15 protein-coding genes are annotated in these 17,882 nt (G+C 49.3%); 7 read left to right on the forward strand and 8 right to left on the reverse strand.

Annotated elements, in window-relative coordinates; all coding sequences use genetic code 11:
• The first annotated feature begins 1 nt into the window (after position 1).
• Entirely contained in the window at positions 2-1,282 is a 1,281-nt protein-coding gene (locus tag HMPREF2551_RS04970) for a malic enzyme-like NAD(P)-binding protein (protein WP_083323113.1), read from the forward strand.
• A 301-nt stretch (positions 1,283-1,583) separates the two neighbouring features.
• Here the strand turns inward: HMPREF2551_RS04970 and HMPREF2551_RS04975 are convergent, their stop codons facing one another.
• From HMPREF2551_RS04975 to HMPREF2551_RS05005, 7 genes are all read right to left on the reverse strand, one after another.
• A complete protein-coding gene (locus tag HMPREF2551_RS04975) occupies positions 1,584-2,927 on the reverse strand; it encodes an aldehyde dehydrogenase family protein (RefSeq protein ID WP_070837541.1) in 1,344 nt (447 codons plus the stop codon).
• A gap of 80 nt (positions 2,928-3,007) precedes the next feature.
• Entirely contained in the window at positions 3,008-3,667 is a 660-nt protein-coding gene (locus tag HMPREF2551_RS04980) for a MarC family protein (RefSeq protein ID WP_036490425.1), read from the reverse strand.
• A 1-nt stretch (position 3,668) separates the two neighbouring features.
• Positions 3,669-4,820 carry a rod shape-determining protein RodA gene (rodA, locus tag HMPREF2551_RS04985; RefSeq protein WP_036490427.1) on the reverse strand — a complete coding sequence of 384 codons (1,152 nt, stop codon included), beginning with the start codon at positions 4,818-4,820 and terminating at the stop codon, positions 3,669-3,671.
• Positions 4,813-6,852 (reverse strand): penicillin-binding protein 2, encoded by a 2,040-nt coding sequence (mrdA, locus tag HMPREF2551_RS04990; protein WP_070837543.1) that lies wholly within the window; start codon positions 6,850-6,852, stop codon positions 4,813-4,815. Before mrdA ends, rodA begins: the two co-directional genes overlap by 8 nt.
• A gap of 4 nt (positions 6,853-6,856) precedes the next feature.
• Complete coding sequence (gene mreD, locus HMPREF2551_RS04995) at positions 6,857-7,357, reverse strand: rod shape-determining protein MreD (protein WP_070837545.1); 501 nt, start codon at positions 7,355-7,357, stop codon at positions 6,857-6,859.
• 4 nt (positions 7,358-7,361) lie between these two features.
• Positions 7,362-8,204, reverse strand: coding sequence for a rod shape-determining protein MreC (mreC, locus tag HMPREF2551_RS05000; protein ID WP_070837547.1), 843 nt, complete (start codon positions 8,202-8,204; stop codon positions 7,362-7,364).
• An 11-nt stretch (positions 8,205-8,215) separates the two neighbouring features.
• The gene (locus HMPREF2551_RS05005; RefSeq protein WP_003747269.1) at positions 8,216-9,253 is read right to left on the reverse strand and encodes a rod shape-determining protein; all 1,038 of its coding nucleotides are present in this window, start codon (positions 9,251-9,253) and stop codon (positions 8,216-8,218) included.
• A gap of 224 nt (positions 9,254-9,477) precedes the next feature.
• Between HMPREF2551_RS05005 and gatC the strand changes: the two genes are divergently transcribed.
• The 5 genes from gatC to HMPREF2551_RS05030 all read left to right on the forward strand — a co-directional run bounded on the left by gatC (position 9,478) and on the right by HMPREF2551_RS05030 (position 14,698).
• Complete coding sequence (gatC, locus tag HMPREF2551_RS05010) at positions 9,478-9,768, forward strand: Asp-tRNA(Asn)/Glu-tRNA(Gln) amidotransferase subunit GatC (protein ID WP_003685110.1); 291 nt, start codon at positions 9,478-9,480, stop codon at positions 9,766-9,768.
• Positions 9,769-9,918: 150 nt separating this feature from the next.
• Positions 9,919-11,367: an Asp-tRNA(Asn)/Glu-tRNA(Gln) amidotransferase subunit GatA gene (gene gatA, locus HMPREF2551_RS05015; protein ID WP_070837549.1), complete on the forward strand. Its 1,449-nt coding sequence runs from the start codon at positions 9,919-9,921 to the stop codon at positions 11,365-11,367.
• A gap of 96 nt (positions 11,368-11,463) precedes the next feature.
• Positions 11,464-12,084, forward strand: coding sequence for a trimeric intracellular cation channel family protein (locus HMPREF2551_RS05020; RefSeq protein ID WP_049331484.1), 621 nt, complete (start codon positions 11,464-11,466; stop codon positions 12,082-12,084).
• Between the two features lie 99 nt (positions 12,085-12,183).
• Positions 12,184-13,614 (forward strand): Asp-tRNA(Asn)/Glu-tRNA(Gln) amidotransferase subunit GatB, encoded by a 1,431-nt coding sequence (gene gatB, locus HMPREF2551_RS05025; RefSeq protein WP_070837551.1) that lies wholly within the window; start codon positions 12,184-12,186, stop codon positions 13,612-13,614.
• A gap of 79 nt (positions 13,615-13,693) precedes the next feature.
• Entirely contained in the window at positions 13,694-14,698 is a 1,005-nt protein-coding gene (locus HMPREF2551_RS05030) for a 2Fe-2S iron-sulfur cluster-binding protein (RefSeq protein ID WP_070837553.1), read from the forward strand.
• 240 nt (positions 14,699-14,938) lie between these two features.
• On the opposite strand, the gene HMPREF2551_RS05035 is transcribed toward HMPREF2551_RS05030, so the two are convergent.
• Positions 14,939-17,047: a LysM peptidoglycan-binding domain-containing protein gene (locus HMPREF2551_RS05035; RefSeq protein WP_070837555.1), complete on the reverse strand. Its 2,109-nt coding sequence runs from the start codon at positions 17,045-17,047 to the stop codon at positions 14,939-14,941.
• Between the two features lie 156 nt (positions 17,048-17,203).
• Here HMPREF2551_RS05035 and HMPREF2551_RS05040 point away from each other — a divergent pair, with 156 nt between their 5' ends.
• Positions 17,204-17,863, forward strand: coding sequence for a class I SAM-dependent methyltransferase (locus HMPREF2551_RS05040; protein ID WP_070837557.1), 660 nt, complete (start codon positions 17,204-17,206; stop codon positions 17,861-17,863).
• The last annotated feature ends 19 nt before the right edge of the window (positions 17,864-17,882 follow it).

Raw genomic sequence — 17,882 nt, forward strand, 5'->3', positions numbered from 1 at the left:
AATGGAAAATTCATTAAAAGAAGCCGCCCTGCAGTTCCACGAATTCCCCGTGCCGGGCAAAATCTCCGTTACCCCAACCAAATCTCTGGCTACTTCTAAAGACTTGGCGTTGGCGTACTCTCCGGGCGTAGCCGCTCCTTGTATGGAAATCCATGCCGATCCGCAAAATGCCTACAAATACACCGCCAAAGGCAATTTGGTTGCCGTGATTTCCAACGGTACCGCAGTGTTGGGTTTGGGCAACATCGGCGCATTGGCCGGCAAACCTGTAATGGAAGGCAAAGGCGTATTGTTCAAAAAATTCGCCGGTGTTGACGTGTTTGACATCGAAATTGATGAAAAAGACCCGCAAAAACTGGTGGACATCATCGCTTCTTTGGAACCGACTTTCGGCGGCATCAACCTCGAAGACATCAAAGCGCCTGAGTGCTTCTACATCGAACGCGAATTGCGCAAACGCTGCAAAATCCCTGTATTCCACGACGACCAACATGGTACTGCCATCATCACCGCCGCCGCTGTGTTGAACGCTTTGCGTTATACCGGCCGTAAAATCGAAGAAGCGACTTTGGTGTGCTCCGGCGCAGGTGCGGCCGCGATTGCCTGCTTGAACCAATTGCTGGATTTGGGTCTGAAACGCGAAAACGTAACCGTTTGCGACTCCAAAGGCGTGATTTACAAAACGCGCGAAGACAAAGACCGTATGGACGAGTCCAAACAGTTCTACGCCATTGAAGACAACGGCCAACGCGTATTGGCTGATGCCGTTAAAGGTAAAGACATCTTCTTGGGCTTGTCCGGTGCAAACCTGCTGACTCCTGAAATGCTGAACACCATGAACGAAAAACCAATCGTGTTCGCTATGGCAAACCCAAATCCGGAAATCCTGCCTCCATTGGCAAAAGAAACCCGTCCGGATGTGGTCATCGGTACAGGCCGTTCAGACTTCCCGAACCAAGTGAACAACGTATTGTGCTTCCCATTCATCTTCCGTGGCGCATTGGATGTCGGCGCGACCACCATCAACGAAGAAATGAAACGCGCCTGCGTGTACGCTTTGGCTGATTTGGCGATGGAAGAGGTAACTGAAGAAGTGGTTGCCGCTTACGGTAAGAAATTTGAATTCGGTGCGGAATACCTGATTCCTACCCCATTCGATTCCCGCCTGTTGCCTCGCGTTGCTACAGCTACTGCTAAAGCGGCAATGGAAAGTGGCGTGGCTACCCGTCCAATCGCCGATTTGGATGCGTATGCTACTAAACTGGCCGGTTTGAAATTGTAATCCGGTAAGTAGTATTTGATTGAAAATGCCGTCTGAAAGTTGTATTTCAGACGGCATTTTTGTTTGTCGCGTATTTTATAAAGAGCTTAATGAAACGGTTGGAATGATGAACATGGTAAGCTGCCGATTCAAAATGGGCGTGGAAATATGAATTGCTTTCTAAAATAGGTTGCTTATTTTTGAGCCGCTTTGATTTTGCGGAATTGGTATGGGTTTTAAATACAACATTTTTGCCAGTCTTTAAAAAAACATCAAGCCGTCTGAAATTGGGTTTTCAGACGGCTTGAGTGAATGAAATGGTTTATTTTTGCCAATAGGTTTTGACGTTGACGAATTCGTACAGTCCGAATTCGGATAGCTCCCGTCCGTAGCCTGAAGCTTTGACGCCGCCAAAGGGGAGGCGCAAGTCGCTGCTGGTGTGGCGGTTGATAAAGACAGAGCCTGCTTGGATTTTTTCGGCGTATTTCCATGCATTTGCCGTGTCGGCTGTGTAGATACAGGCGCCGAGGCCGAAAGGTGTGTCATTGGCAAGCGCAACGGCGTGATCCGGATTGTCGGCGCGTAAGATCATGGCAACCGGGCCGAAGACTTCTTCATGCCAAACGCGGCAGTTTGGATTGACTTGATCCAAGACGGTAGCCGGGTAAAACCAGCTTTGTCCATCAGGGATATAGCCGCCGCTCAAGCATTGCGCGCCGTGTGCAACTGCATCTTGAACCTGCTCGTGCACGTTTTGGCGTAGGTCTTGGCGGTGAAGCGGGGCAAGGGTGGTGTTTGGGTCTTTAGGATTGCCGGTTTGCAGTTTGGTACACTCGGCAAGGAAGAGCGGGATAAATTGTTCGGCAATATCTTGGGTAACAATGATGCGCTTGGCGGCGTTGCAGGATTGTCCGGCATCACGGAAGCGTGAATAGCAGGCGTCGATGGCTGCGCGTTGGAGATCGGCATCGGGCAGGATGATAAACGGATTGCTGCCGCCCAGTTCAAGAACGGTTTTTTTCAGATGTTTGCCTGCATGGGCAGCCAGCAGGCGGCCGGTATGGGTCGAACCGGTAAATGCCATGGCATCGGTATCTTCGATGGCTTTAAGCGTGTCTTCATGACTTAACCATGCGCCGATAAGCGGCAAACCTTTGGGGACGAGGCTGAAGAGGGTTTCGCTGACGCGGGTGACACTGGGCGCAGGCTTGACCGCGCAGGCATTGCCGGCGCACAGGGCCGGGATGGCAAATCGTAAAATCTGCCAAACAGGATAGTTCCACGGCATGACTGCCAAAACAACGCCCAAAGGCTCGAAGCGGACTTGGCTGAGGCTGGCTTGGGTGGCGATGGTTTTATGGGAGAGCAGTTCGGGCGCGAGGCGGACGTAGTAGCGGATAAGCTCGATGGATTTGCTGATTTCGGCGCGGCATTCATGCAGGCAGCGGCCGACTTCTTCGCAAACCATTTCGGCGAGGCGTTCTTGGTTTTGGGTGAGGCTGTCGGCAAATTGTTGTAAGAGGGCGGTGCGCTCGATAATGCTTGATTGTGCGAAGGTTTGCTGAAGGGTTTGGAGGCGGTTTAATTCGTCGGTAAATTCGGTGTAGTTTTGTGCCGGTCGGCGGCAAATGGTTTCACCGGTAAAGACATGGGTGCTGTGAAACATGGTTAGGCTCCTTTGTTTTTATGTTTTTATGAGGCCGTCTGAAAATGTTTCAGACGGCCTTTTATTGTGATGATTGTACTTCAAGCGACCAGTTGGGGAAAAATAGATTTTAATCCGGCAACAATAATCTCTACGGAAATGGCGGCAAGCATCATGCCCATAATGCGGTTGAGGATGGTCAGGCCGGTCGTGCCTAAGCGTTTGCTGATGCGTCCGGCAACGATCAGGATGAGATAGCAAATCAGGCTGACCAGAAAGCCGGAGATGATAATCAGGGCAATATCGCTGTAATTTTTGGCGGCAGAGGAGTAAATGATGACGGTAGAAATACCGCCGGGGCCGATGGTAATCGGAATGGCAATGGGGACGACGGCAATGGCTTTTTCATTGCGGCGGACTTGTTGCGCATGGTGATGCTCTTCTGAATTGGGGTCGATTTTGGGCTTGGCCGGATTGTCGTTGCCGTTCATCAAGGAGATGGCAATCAGTAAAACCAAAATGCCGCCGCCGACTTGGAAAGAGCCCACGCTGATGCCGAGTACTTTCAACAGGATACCGCCGCTCAGTGCAAAGACGACGATCACGATGAAAACGGCCAGTGCGGCAGTACGCGCAATTCTGCGTTTTTCTTTGGTGCTGTGGTCTTGCGTCAGGTCAAGATAAATCGAGAGTGCGCTGAAGGGGTTGATCAGTACAAGAAGTGCAACGAGAAGTTTGCCGATTTCTACACCTAATTCCATATTATTCCTTACTTTCAGTCAGATCGTCGTTGTCCATATTACGACGGCGGAGGTTTTTATGTTCGTTGGCAATACCCATCAACAGGGCGAGCACCACCATGATGGAAAGCGTAGCCGTACCGCCGTAGCTGACCAAGGGGAGGGGAACACCAACAACGGGCAAAATGCCGCTGACCATGCCCATGTTTACAAAGGCGTAGCAGAAGAAGGTCATGGTCAATGCACCTGCCAAAGTACGGCTGTAAAGGGATTGCGCTTGTGCGGCAATCCACAATCCGCGTGCCAGAATGATAAGGTAAACCAGCAGCAAAAGGATATTGCCGATCAGACCGAACTCTTCGCCGAATACTGCGAAAATAAAGTCAGTCGTTGATTCGGGAATGTAGTCCAAATGGGTTTGCGTGCCGTTGAGCCAGCCCTTACCCCATACGCCGCCCGAGCCGATGGCAATCATGGATTGGATGATGTGGTAGCCTGCGCCTAACGGGTCTTTGGTTGGGTCAAGCAAGGTAAGGACGCGGGTTTTCTGGTAGTCGTGCATGCCGTAGTTCCACAAGAGCGGCAGGGCGGCCACAAAGGCAATAATGGCGGCAAAAATGGCTTTCCAGGGCAATCCGGCAAAAAAGATGACAAAAATGCCCGAAGCCATAATCAGCGCGGCCGTACCGAGGTCGGGCTGTTTCAAAATTAGGGCGACAGGAACAAGAATCAGTACAAGGGCGACAATATAATGTATCCATTTCAGACGGCCTTCATAGCGTTGGAAATACCACGCGACAGTCATGGGAATACCGATTTTCATGATTTCGGAAGGTTGGATACGGGTAAAGCCGAGGCTCAGCCAACGGGTCGAACCGTTTACGGTAACGCCGGCAACTTCGACGCCAATCAGCAGCAATACGCCAACGATATAAACAGGCAGAGCAACTTTGGCGGCCGTTTGCGGCTTGAATACGGCGATAATCCATAACAGGGCAAAGCCCAAAACGGTATGGATGGTTTTGTTTTCCAATTGGCCGAACTCTTGCCCGTCTGCAGAATAGAGCAAAAACAGGCTCATGATGTAGATGGCGAGCATGGCAAAAAACAGCCAAGGGTCAATCGGGGCTGCAATGGTGGATTTGAACGTTTTCCACGCTGATGTGTTATTCATGGTGAACCTCCGGCTGTGAGGCAGGGCTTGTCGGCGTCAGTCCGTAGGCAGATTGGAAAATACTGGTAATGGGCTGATGTTTATCAGTTTTGGCCAAATCTGTTTCTAGGCCGTCTGAAAACTGTTGCGGCTTGACGTGAAGCATATAAAAATCAGTCATTTCACGGGCCAATGGCGCGGCATACGCACCCCAGCCGCCGTTTTCCAAAATAACGGCAATGGCGATTTCAGGTTTTTCCAATGGCGCAAATGAGATAAACCATGCGTGGTCGCGGTGTTGTTCGCGCAGGGCTGCGGCATTGTAGCGGCCGCCCTGTTTAATTTGTACGACTTGGGCCGTACCGGTTTTACCGCCCATTGTGTAGGCGAGTCCGCCACCGATACGGTGTGCCGTACCGCCCGGTTTCAATACCTTCTCCATTGCGCGTTTGACGTATTCGAAGTTGTCGGCTTTAAACGGAATTTGACGTTCGGGATTAGGATTGATGCGGGTAATTTTGCGCGCACTGAAATCCAATATTTCTTTGACCAAATGCGGCTGATGGACAACACCGTTGTTGGCCAGAGAGGCTGTCGCATGTGCCATTTGCAAAGGCGTGTAGGCATTGTAGCCTTGGCCGATACTGACGGAAACCATCTCACCAGCACGCCATTCTTTGGCAGTCGGGTCGGAAGATTTGGCAAAGCGTTTGGCTTTCCATTCGCGGCTGGGCAAAACGCCTACATATTCACTAGGCAGGTCAATACCGGTTTTTTGGCCGAAACCGAATTGCGCCAGATACGGAGAGGCTTTATCGATACCCATTTCGTAACCCAAGCGGTAGAAGAAGGTATCTGAGGATACTTGAATGGCTTTGCTCAAGTTGGCAGAACCGTGACCGCTTCGGACAGAGTCGCGGAAAATATGGCGGCTGCCGGGTATGCTCCATGCGCCGGGAGCGGGGACGATGGTGTTTTGAGTGATTTTGCCGCTTTCCAACAAAGCCATGCCCATAAAGGGTTTGAATGTAGAGCCCGGCGGATAAAGGCCTTGGGTAACACGGTTGATCAAAGGCTTTTTCCAATCGTCATTCAGCATTTTCCAAGTATCGCTGTCGATGCCGTCAATAAAGAGGTTGGGATCGAAAGAAGGTTTGGAAACAAATGCCAAAACAGTACCGTCTTGCGGATTGATGGCCACCAATGCGCCACGGCGGTCGCCCAAGATTCGGTCGGCTTCCTGCTGCATACGGATATCCATCCCTAGGCGCAAGGTTTGCCCCATTTTGGACGGGACATTTTTCAATACACGGACGATATTGCCGTAAGCGTCTTTTTCGACTTCCTGATAGCCTGGAACGCCATGAAGCTGGTGCTCGTAATATTTTTCCAAGCCGGATTTGCCGATATGCGTACTGCCGCGATAGAGGGCGGTCAGGCCTTCTTCTTCCAGCATTTCTTTGTCTTTATCGCTTATACGGCCGATGTAGCCTAAAAAATGGGAAGTCAGCTTGCCGTAAGGATATTCGCGGAATGTGCGTGAATTGACCTCTACGCCTTTGAATTCGCGCAGATGCACAGACAAACGCGCAGCCTCTTCATCGGTCAGCCTGAGCTTGAGTGGGATGTTTTCAAATTTTCGATAGCTTTCGCGATATTTTTTGAAGCGTTTTAAATCTGTCGGCGTGATATCGACGTATTTTTTCAATACTTCAATGACATCTTCCATCTTGCCTTCAATGCGGCTGGGAATAACTTCAAGCGAAAAGACGGGATAGTTTTTGGCCAAAGGAACGCCGTTGATATCGACGATTTCGCCGCGTACGGGCGGTGTTGGAATCAGGGTGATGCGTTTGCTCGATGCTTGACCGGAAAACTCATTGTGTTGGGTTACTTGTAAGTAAAAGAACCGCGCCAGCAAGATGGAAAAGAAGATGACAATCAGGATAAAAGCAACGAGCAGGCGTAATAGGGCATCGGCTTGTGCTGCCTGAGCGGAAGGTTTTTGGGTATGTTGACCACCGGAAAGACGGCGTGGAAGAATCGGTTTCATCTTTTCAGTGCGCGCGGTAAATACGGGTCACAATCAGCATCAGCTGGCTGAGTATCGGCCAAAGCAGTGAGCCGACAAATGGGGCAACAAAGCCTTGCAAAGTGATGACCTGATGATTGAGGAACAGACGGGCAGCAGTTAAAACGGCCTGATTGAGAAGCAGGGCAGCCAAGACAGCGGCCAATTGCATAATGTGGCCGTACAGCATAATTTGGCGGCGTCGGTTTAAGATGAAATAAGTCATCACAACGTAAGACAGGGCGTGCAGGCCCAGAGTCGCGGCGGTTGCTGCATCGACAATCAGACCGATGGCAAAAGCCAGTCCCATGCCTGCGCGTTGCGGTTGATGCAATGTCCAATACAGCAACATCAGTGCCGTCATTTCAGGCAGCCAGAAGAATCCGTCAAAGGAAAACGGCATAAAGTCCAATATCATCATCACGATGAGACTGGCCGCCATGATGTGCAGCGGTACTGCACGGTAAGAATCGTCAAAATCGTTCATGAAATCAGCGTGGGGAAGAAGGGGCGGAAGAAAGTACCAAGACAAAACGACTGCTGCGTAAAGCAGCCAAAGGCGTCAGTTGCGTATCGTAATAAGGCGTTCCCGATGCACGGACAACCTTGCTGACGGTTGCAACGGGAATCCCCGCCGGATAAGTACCATCCAAGCCGGAAGTCAGCAGAACATCACCGGGTTTCAAGTCCGAGCCGGTTGGGAAATAGCGTAAATCCAAACCGCTGCCATTGCCGTATGCCAAATTGCGTTCACCGGTGCGGCTGACGGCTACGGGGACAATACTTTGTCCGCTTGAGATCAGCTCAATTTCCGCGCTTTGTGTGTGGACTTGTGTCAACAGGCCGATCAAACCGCTTTGATCGATGACCGCATCGCCAACTTTCAAGCCGTCTTGACTGCCTTTGCCGATAATCAGTCTTTCGGAAAGCGGATCTTTGCCATTGGAAATGACTTCCGCGCCGATAACATTGTGGATGCCTTTTTGTTGCAAACCGTACAGTTTTTTCAATTCGCGCAATTCATCGGTATTGACTTTATCCCGCTGCAAATCGATTTTCAGACGGCCATTTTCTTCCAAAAGCCGGCGGTTTTGTTCCAAAAGCTCGGATTTAGACTGGGAGAGGTCGGCAAAATATTGATAAAGTTGAACGGGTTGATTGGCCAGCCATTGAGCAGGATAAAGCATGGGCATTACCGCCGCACGCACAGGCTGCATCAATGAAAAGCGATAATCTGCCACCATCAGGCCGGCAGCCAGGGCGACATAAACGACAAAACGAGGCAACAGCTTAGGGCCTTTTGCCTCGTCAAAGCGCAAAGAAGAGCGTTCCATAGCCATCTACCTTATGGGTTTTCCGTAAACACGGTATCCCATTTGCCGATATAGTCCAAAGCCTTACCGGCGCCATAGGCGACGCAGTTCAGAGGCTGGTCGGCAATGCCGACGGGCAGGCCGGTTGCATCGGCCAAGACGGTATCGATACCGTGCAGGAGTGCACCGCCGCCGGTCAGCATAATGCCGCGGTCGGCGATGTCGCCGGCCAGTTCGGGCGGAGCTTGTTCCAAAGCCAGACGGACGGCGCGGATGATTTGATTTACCGTTTCACTCAATGCTTCACGGATTTCATTTGACGTAACCGCCAAGGATTTGGGCGTGCCTTCGGCCAGGTCGCGGCCTTTAATGCGCATGGCTGTTTCGGTTTCAAAACCAGAGGCCGAGCCGATTTGTTTCTTCAATTCCTCTGCCGTCGCCTCGCCGATTAAGACACCGCGATGACGGCGCAGGTAATGGATGATGCTTTTATCGAACTCGTCGCCGGCTGCGCGGACGGAAGCGGAATAGGCCATACCGCCCAGTGAAAGAATACCGATTTCAGTCGTACCGCCGCCAATATCGACAATCATCGAACCTGCCGCATCTTCAATCGGCAAACCTGCGCCCAAAGCGGCGGCCATCGGTTCTTCAATCAAATGCACGCTTGCCGCGCCGGCGGCAAACGCTGAATCTAAAATCGCTTTACGTTCCACTTGGGTAGAGCCGCCCGGAACACAGATAACCACACGGGGCGGAACCAAAGACCGTCCTTCGGTGGCTTTTTTAATCAACATACCCAGCATACGCTCGGTAATCACAAAATCGGCAATCACGCCGTCTTTCATTGGACGGACGATTTCAATATTGCGCGGCGCACGGCCCTGCATTTTTTTGGCTTCCGTACCAACCGCCATGATTTTACTTTTATTGCCCGCGCCGGATTGAATCGCAACCATGGACGGCTCATCCAAAACAATCCCTTTGCCGCGTACAAAAATCAGCGTGTTGGCCGTGCCCAAGTCGATGGCAATATCATTAGAGAGGAAACGAGATAAAAGACGAAACATAGGATACCTGAAATTCCGGCCCAGCCCGGATGTGTTTAGCGTTATTTAAAATAAGAAAAACAGGTACACGGTTTAAGACGGATAAATGCGCACTGAAAAGGCCGTCTGAATCAAAACACCATGCCAACCTGTTTGGTTTTCGGTTATAATTCTTCGCTTCATAGAAGACGAAATGCAATGATACCCCAAACCCAAGGTGCATTGCTATCAGACAAGGATTTTTTATGGCTTTAAGCTTAAATGATGTGGAAAAAATCGCAAAACTCTCGCGCCTCACTTTAACAGACGAAGAAAAAAACAAAACGCTTGCCGAGTTGAACGACATTTTCGCCATGGTTGAAAATATGCAAAGCGTCAATACCGATGGCATCGAACCTATGGCGCATCCGCACGAAGCCGCTTTGCGCCTGCGCGAAGATAAAGTGACTGAAACCGACCATGCCGCCGAATATCAGGCGGTTGCCCCCGAAGTGCGCAATCGTCTGTATATCGTTCCTCAAGTGATTGAAGAATAAGGTTTCAGACGGCCTTTGCTTGTCGGCAAGCCCCTATTGCAAGGCCGTCTGAAAGGATATTCTGTTCAGACGGCCCGATTTATTGATTTAAACGGATGTTTTCAATATCTGTTTTGAAAGCAAAAACTGTTTTATAGAAAGTACGGCACAATGACCGCTTACACGCTCAAACAAGCCAGCAGCCTGCTGCAATCCAAACAAATTTCCGCAGTCGAATTGGCGACCGAATATTTGGCCGCTATTGCTGCGAAAAACCCTGCCATCAACGGCTATGTGACCATCGATCAAGATAAGACCCTTGCTGAAGCCAAAGCAGCCGATGCGCGTATCGCGGCCGGTAATGCAACGGCTTTGACCGGTGTGCCGGTTGCTTACAAAGATATTTTCTGCCAAACAGGTTGGCGCAGTGCATGCAGCTCCAAAATGTTGGATAACTTTGTTTCTCCTTATACTGCCACTGTGGTGCAAAACCTGTTGGATGCCGGCATGGTTACTCTCGGCCGTACCAATATGGACGAATTTGCCATGGGTTCGACCAATGAGACTTCGTTCTACGGTGCAACCAAAAACCCATGGAATTTTGAACATGTTCCCGGCGGTTCGTCAGGCGGTTCGGCTGCCGTGATTGCGGCGCGTTTGGCACCGGCTGCATTGGGTTCGGATACCGGCGGTTCCATCCGTCAGCCTGCATCGCATTGCGGTATTACCGGTATTAAGCCGACATACGGTACGGTTTCACGCTTCGGTATGGTTGCTTATGCTTCCAGCTTTGACCAAGCCGGCCCTATGGCGCAAACAGCCGAAGACTGTGCGATTTTGTTGAACGCCATGGCCAGCTTTGACGAGCGTGATTCCACCAGTTTGGAACGCAACAAAGAAGATTACACCCGTGATTTGGACAAGCCGCTCAAAGGGTTGAAAATCGGTTTGCCTAAAGAATATTTCGGCGAAGGCGCGGATGCCGATGTTCAGACGGCCTTGCAAAACGTGATCGATTTGCTTAAAGCCCAAGGCGCGGAGACTGTTGAAGTTTCGTTGCCGCAAACTTCATTGTCGATTCCCGCTTATTATGTTCTCGCCTCCGCTGAAGCAAGTACCAACTTGTCCCGTTTCGACGGCGTACGTTATGGCCATCGTGCAGCGCAATTCAGTGATCTTGAAGAAATGTACAGCAACACCCGTGCCGAAGGTTTCGGCAGCGAGGTCAAACGTCGTATCATGATCGGTACTTATGTATTGAGCCATGGTTACTACGATGCTTATTACCTGAAAGCGCAAAAACTGCGCCGTCTGGTTGCCAATGATTTTCAGACGGCCTTTGGTCAATGTGATTTCATTTTGGCACCGACTGCACCGACTGCAGCGCCGAAACTCGGCAGCGACATTCACGACCCTGTGCAAATGTACTTATCCGATATTTACACCATCGCCGTGAACCTTGCCGGTTTGCCTGCACTGACCCTGCCTGCCGGTTTCAGCACAGACGGTCTGCCGATTGGTGTGCAATTTATCGGTAATTATTTCTCCGAAGCAAAAATTCTGGGCGCCGCATATCAAGTTCAACTGAACAGCGATTGGCATACTAAAGCACCGGAATAATGTTTTAGGGCCTTGATAATTCAAGGCCGTCTGAAAATAAATCATAAAAAGCGCCTGAATCATTTAGGCGCTGCAAATTATAGATATTTAAAAATCATGACAGCCACCGACTTCATTCAAATCATTGGGACAGCCGCGTTTGCCATTTCCGGCTATTTGGTCGGCTACAACAAGCGATTGGATGTACTCGGTGTCGTCATTACTGCGTTACTGACGGCTGTCGGCGGCGGTATGATACGCGATGGCTTGGTCGGCCGGATTCCGCAGGTGTTTTTGCAAACCGATGCGCTGATTGTTGTATTTGCCACACTGGCCATCGCATGGTTAATAAGGGTGCAACGTTATCGCAGCACCTATTTGGCTGCTGCCTTTATTATTGCCGATGCCATTGGTTTGGCAGCGTTCAGCATTACCGGTGCACAAATCGGTATGGCTTTGCAGCTTAATCTGTTCGGCGTTATTTCTTTGGCTTTTGTGACTGCCGTTGGCGGCGGTATTGCGCGCGATATTTTGGTCAATGACGTGCCGATGATTTTGCGTACCGACCTTTACGGCAGCGTGGCCATTTTGATTGGCGGATTGATTTATCTGTTCGGGCATTTGGGCTGGATTAATATTTTTACATTAAACCTGCTCTTTGCCGGCGGCTTGTTGTTTCGCTTGACTGCATACCGGTTCCATTGGCAACTGCCCGGTTTCCAACGCCGCAGGAAATAAACTTATCTTGCAGACGGCCTGTTATGTTTTTTATTCAGGCCGTCTGAAAAACGAATCATTCATTTAACCGATTAACTTTTTTTCGACAGAAAGACCCTTATGACTTGGGAAACCGTAATCGGACTGGAAATCCACGTCCAACTCAACACCCAATCCAAAATCTTCAGCGGCGCATCCACTGCATTCGGTGCCGAGCCTAATGCCCACGCCAGCGTGGTTGAGTGTGCGTTGCCGGGCGTATTGCCGGTAATGAACCGCGAAGTCGTCGAAAAAGCCATCAAACTCGGTTTGGCTTTGGATGCGAAAATCAATCAGAAAAACGTGTTCGACCGTAAAAACTATTTTTATCCTGATTTACCAAAAGGCTATCAAATCAGTCAGTTGGATTTGCCGATTGTTGAGCATGGCAAATTGGAAATCGTAGTGGGCGACGAGGTTAAAACCATCAATGTTACCCGTGCGCACATGGAAGAAGATGCGGGTAAATCCGTACATGAAGGTTTGAACGGTGCCACCGGTATCGACTTAAACCGCGCCGGTACGCCTTTATTGGAAGTTGTCTCCGAGCCTGAAATGCGTTCCGCAGCCGAAGCCGTGGCATACGCTAAAGCATTGCACGGTTTGGTAACTTGGCTGGATATTTGCGACGGCAATATGGCGGAAGGCTCGTTCCGCGTTGATGCCAACGTTTCTGTACGTCCAAAAGGCCAGGCCGAGTTCGGTACACGCCGTGAAATTAAAAACCTCAACTCTTTCCGCTTCTTGGAACAAGCCATCAATTATGAAGTGGAAGCGCAAATCGAAATTTTGGAAGACGGTGGTAAAGTACAGCAGGCAACCATGCTGTTTGACCCTGAAAAAGGCGAAACCCGTGTGATGCGTTTGAAAGAAGATGCGCACGATTACCGCTATTTCCCGGATCCAGATTTGCTGCCGGTCATTATTTCAGACGGCCAATTGCAAAAGGCTAAAGAGCAAATGCCTGAGTTGCCGCATGAAATGGCGGCGCGTTTTGTTGCCGATTACGGCGTGTCCGACTATGATGCGCGCCTGTTAACTGCGAGCCGTGCTCAAGCTGCCTATTTTGAAGAAGCTGCCAAAGCCTGCGGCCAAGGTAAATTAACGGCGAACTGGATGAACGGCGAGCTTGCCGCCACCTTGAACAAAGAAGGGTTGGAATTGGCTGCAAGCCCGATTACGGCTTCACGCCTTGCCGAGTTGGTTGCTAAAGTCGCGGACGGAACATTGAGCAGCAAACTGGCGAAAAAAGCTTTTGAAGCGATGTGGGCCGAGCCTGAAGTAGGTATTGCCGAAATCATCGAAAAACATGGTTTGCAACAGATTACTGACACTGGCGCAATTGAAGCGATGGTGGATGAAGTGTTGGCAAACAATGCGAAAGCCATTGAGCAATTCCGTTCCGGTAATGAAAAAGCCTTAAATGCGATTGTCGGCCAAGTGATGAAAGCAAGTAAAGGCAAGGCCAATCCGGCTCAGGTTCAAGAGTTGATTAAAGCCAAATTGGCTTGATAGATAGGACAGGCCGTCTGAAAACAGGTTTTATTTTCAGACGGCCTTTGTTTTTGATAATAAATTTATTCTAAATACCATGACACATACCATTACCTTACCAGATCAAACTACATTTACGGCGAATGAGGACGAAACTGTTCTTGCTGCCGCAACCCGTCAGAATTTAAATTTGCCTCATTCTTGCAAAAGCGGTGCCTGCGGGCAGTGTAAGGCCGAGTTGATTAGTGGCGAATTTGAAATGGGCAAGCATATTGATAAAGCCATCAGTGAAGAAGAAAAAGCACAGGGCAAAGTGTTATTGTGCTGTACCACTGCGAAGAGCGACCTCAAAATCAATGTGCCAGGTTTTAATCAAAATGCTTTGCCGGTACGTACATTGCCAGCACGTATTGAAAACATTGAAATCAAACATGATGTTGCTTTGCTCAAACTGGCTTTGCCTAAAGCGCCGCCATTTGCATTTTATGCCGGGCAATATATTGATTTGCTGCTTCCCGGCAATATCAGCCGCAGCTATTCAATCGCCAATTCGCCTGATCAAGAAGGCATTTTGGAACTGCATATCCGCAAACGTGAAAACGGCGTATGCTCAGAAATGATTTTTGGGGCAGATCCTAAAATCAAAGAGAAAGGCATTGTCCGTGTCAAAGGGCCATTAGGTACATTCACTTTGCAACAAGACAGCAATAAACCGATGATTTTGTTGGCAACGGGTACAGGTTATGCCCCTATTCGCAGTATTTTGCTTGATTTGATTCGTCAGAATAGCGAGCGTCAGGTTCATTTTTACTGGGGAGCACGTCAACAGGTGGATCTGTATGCATTGGAAGAAGCAGAAGCATTAATAGGTCGTCTGAAAAATGCGAAATTCTCGCCGGTTCTTTCTAAGCCTGATTCTGAGTGGAAAGGGGAGAATGGCTATGTGCAAGATGTTGCTGCGCAAAATTATCCTGATTTGGGCCAATATGAAGTTTATGCTTGCGGATCACCAGAGATGACCGAAAGTGCACATGGTTTACTGACTCAAAAATGCGCTTTACCGGAAGATGCCTTTTTCTGTGATGCTTTTTCACCGGCATAGGAATATATTTTACGGAATTCATATGTTTGGATAAGGGTATTAAGCATAGAGTTTGACGACAATTCGTTTGAAGAAGAGAGTGTGTTTTTACACACTCTTTTTTTATACAGTAATTTTCAAAAAATATTTTTATCTTAAAGAGAAGGCTATTCTGTTTGTCATCAAACATTAACTTGATTATCTATCATCAAGAAAAAGGCCGTCTGAATCTTTCAAACGGCCTTTGTTTTAAAGCTAATATTAGCTACCAATCAGTTTCAAACGTTGACCGGGAGATACAGTACGGGTATTGCGGTTCCAACGGCGGATATCGTTAATATCAACATTGAAACGGCTGGCGATGGTGTTCAGGGTATCGCCTTTGCGTACAGTGTAGGAAACGTTTTGAACCGGGTTGCTGCGGACTTTTGCCGGAGCGGCTGTAACACGGAGGATTTGGCCTTTTTTGATATTATTGCCTTTGATGTTGTTGGCAATAATCAAATCGGCTACGCTCAGGTTATAGCGTTTGGAGATGTTAAACAACGTATCGCCATCTGCCACACGGTGGGTACCTGCTTCAAGTGCTGCTGTTTGTGTGTTTTGTTGACCGTTTACACGGGCAAGACGTGCATTGATACGGCGTTGTTGTTTAGCTATATTGGCTGCGATGCGTGCCGTACGTGCACTTTCGGCGGTAACAACAGTTTGAACTTGTTTGGCTTCAGAAGTCGCTTCAGCAACAGTCGCTGCAGGCTCTTCTGCAGGTCGGTTTTGTACCAATGCCATCAGGTCATCATGCTCTTCTTGCGCCGGTGCAGCGGCAACAGATTCAACTGCTGAAGTAGGGGCTACATCGTTTGCAGCAACAGTCGGTACGGTCAAGTCTGCAGGGATGGATGATTTGGGTGCTTCTGCAACATTTTTAGCAACGGTCTCGGTAGTCGCATGGGTCATGGCTGCAACTGGAGCGGCCACTTCCACATTTGCAACTTGAGGTTGGGCTTTAGTTTCTGTTACCACTACTGAAGTAACGTTTTCAGCTCTGCTGCGTGCAATAAAGTCAACCGGTTTGCTGGATTGTGGAACAACAGGTGCAATAATATCAGTAACCTTGGTTTGGGCAACTTTAACCGGTTCTACTGCGTTAGAAGCAATAATCGGAGACATGGCCGGCATATTGGATTGGTAAGTATCCGGCGTATTGTCTTTGTCGATGAAGTTAATGATGTCTTGACTTTGGCTTGCTGAATTTTTAGCCACCAAAATGCTGCGGCCTTCGGAAACGGCGCTACCGCTCAGGCCGTTGAGGCGTTTGAGTTCGGCAACGCTCATGCCGGTATCGTTGGCAATGGCATTCAGTTTTTTGTTGCCCAAAGAAGTATAAATATCCCAAGACATCAGGGTATCCGGGTTGGCATTGCGGTAGTTCTTTTCAAATGTGGAAACCGCAGCAACCGGCAACAACAGACGACGGTTGTTTTTAGGGATGAATACAGGCGCATTGAAACCCGGGTTGAGTGCCAACAATTCGCTTTCGCTGATGTTCGCAAAGCGGGCAATTGTGCTGTTATCAATAGGTTTGTCGATGCTGATAGATTTGAAATACGGCTGGTTGCTGATTTCGCTGATATTCATGCCGAAGGTTTGCGGATTGGCAACGATATTGCGGACGGCCAAAAGTTTGGGAACGTAATTACGTGTTTCGTTCGGCATACGCAGGTTTTCGTATGTCGGCTCCAAACCTTGCGCACGGGCGCGGTTGACAGCGCGTCCGACATTACCTTCGCCCCAGTTGTAAGCGGCAAGCGCCAAAGACCAGTCGCCGAACATACCGTGCAGGTATTGCAGGTAGTTCAATGCGGCATCGGTAGCGGCATAAATATCGTGGCGGCCGTCATACAAAGGTGTTTTTTCCAAGCCGAAGTGGCGGCCGGTAGCCGGCATAAATTGCCACAGGCCGGATGCGCCGACGTGTGATTTGGCTTTGGTTACGAATGCGCTTTCAATGAAAGGCAGTAAAGCGATTTCGGCGGGCATATTGCGTTTTTTAACTTCATTGGCAATATGGTACATATAAGGTTTGCTGCGGGAGATGGTGCGGTCGAAATATGCGCTGTTTGCAGCAAATTTGTTTTCATGGCGGCGAACCAGTTCTGTGTTGACTTCGTTGATGCGGAAGTCTTTACGCAACGATGCCCATAAGCTGCCGGAGCCGAAGGTTTGTGCTTTGGCTTGGTCGAGCAGGGCGGAGTTGAGGCGCATCATGGCCATGCCGACTTGGTTGGGTGTAGCGTTTTGTGCGTAGGCTGTGGCGGAAACCGCCGACAGGCTTGAAACGGTCAGAGCGATGGTTTTTAGTTTTGCCATAGTAAATAAAGTTATCAAATATATAATAAAATTTCGTCTTTTTGATAGTATCGTTTCAGCATTTAAACGTCAAGTCGGGCAGGGAATTTGCTTGTGTGATGTGGTTGTGGTGTTAAAATTCTGTCACACAAGTCGGGATGCATAGGGGAGCCTTGAATGGAAGTTTTTTTTATGCAAACGCCAATGGGGCAATATCTTGCTCAAAAAGAGGCGGATTTTTTCAGACGGCATTTGCAGTATTTGAATAGGCAGGTGGCGGTTCAATTGGGCGGTGTATGGACTAGGCCGTCTGAAAATATGCTTGTAGTGCCGCGCGATGTGCGGATGGATGCTGAAATGTTGGCATTTGAAACGCATTCCGTGGATGTGTTATTGATGCCTCATCTTTTGGAAGTTTCATCTGCGGATTTGGTGTTGCAAGAGGCATTTAGGATATTAAAACCTGAGGGCAGGTTGATTTTGACGGGGTTCAACCCTAAATCTTTGTGGGGGTTGAGCTCTTGGTTTGATGGGGAAAAGCTGCCTTTGAAATCTCAATGTTTGGCTTTGGCCGAGCTGAAACGAAAAATTGCGGATGTTGGTTTTGAAATGGAATATGGGCAGTTTATGGATTATCTGCCTGCTGTGAATTCGCCTTCTGCTTTGAAGTTTTGGCGGTTTATGGAAAAGGCGGGGGATAGGTGGTGGCCGCAGTGTGCGGCGGTTTATGGGATGGTATTAACGAAACATTTGATTGGTGTCCATCCTTTGCCTGAATTGGAATCTGCATTTGATGGCAATACGATTGCTTTAAGTACGGCACGTTTGGCCGAATAGTTCTCAGACGGCCTGTATA

This window comes from Neisseria sp. HMSC066H01, from assembly GCF_001837375.1.
GTDB lineage: Bacteria > Pseudomonadota > Gammaproteobacteria > Burkholderiales > Neisseriaceae > Neisseria.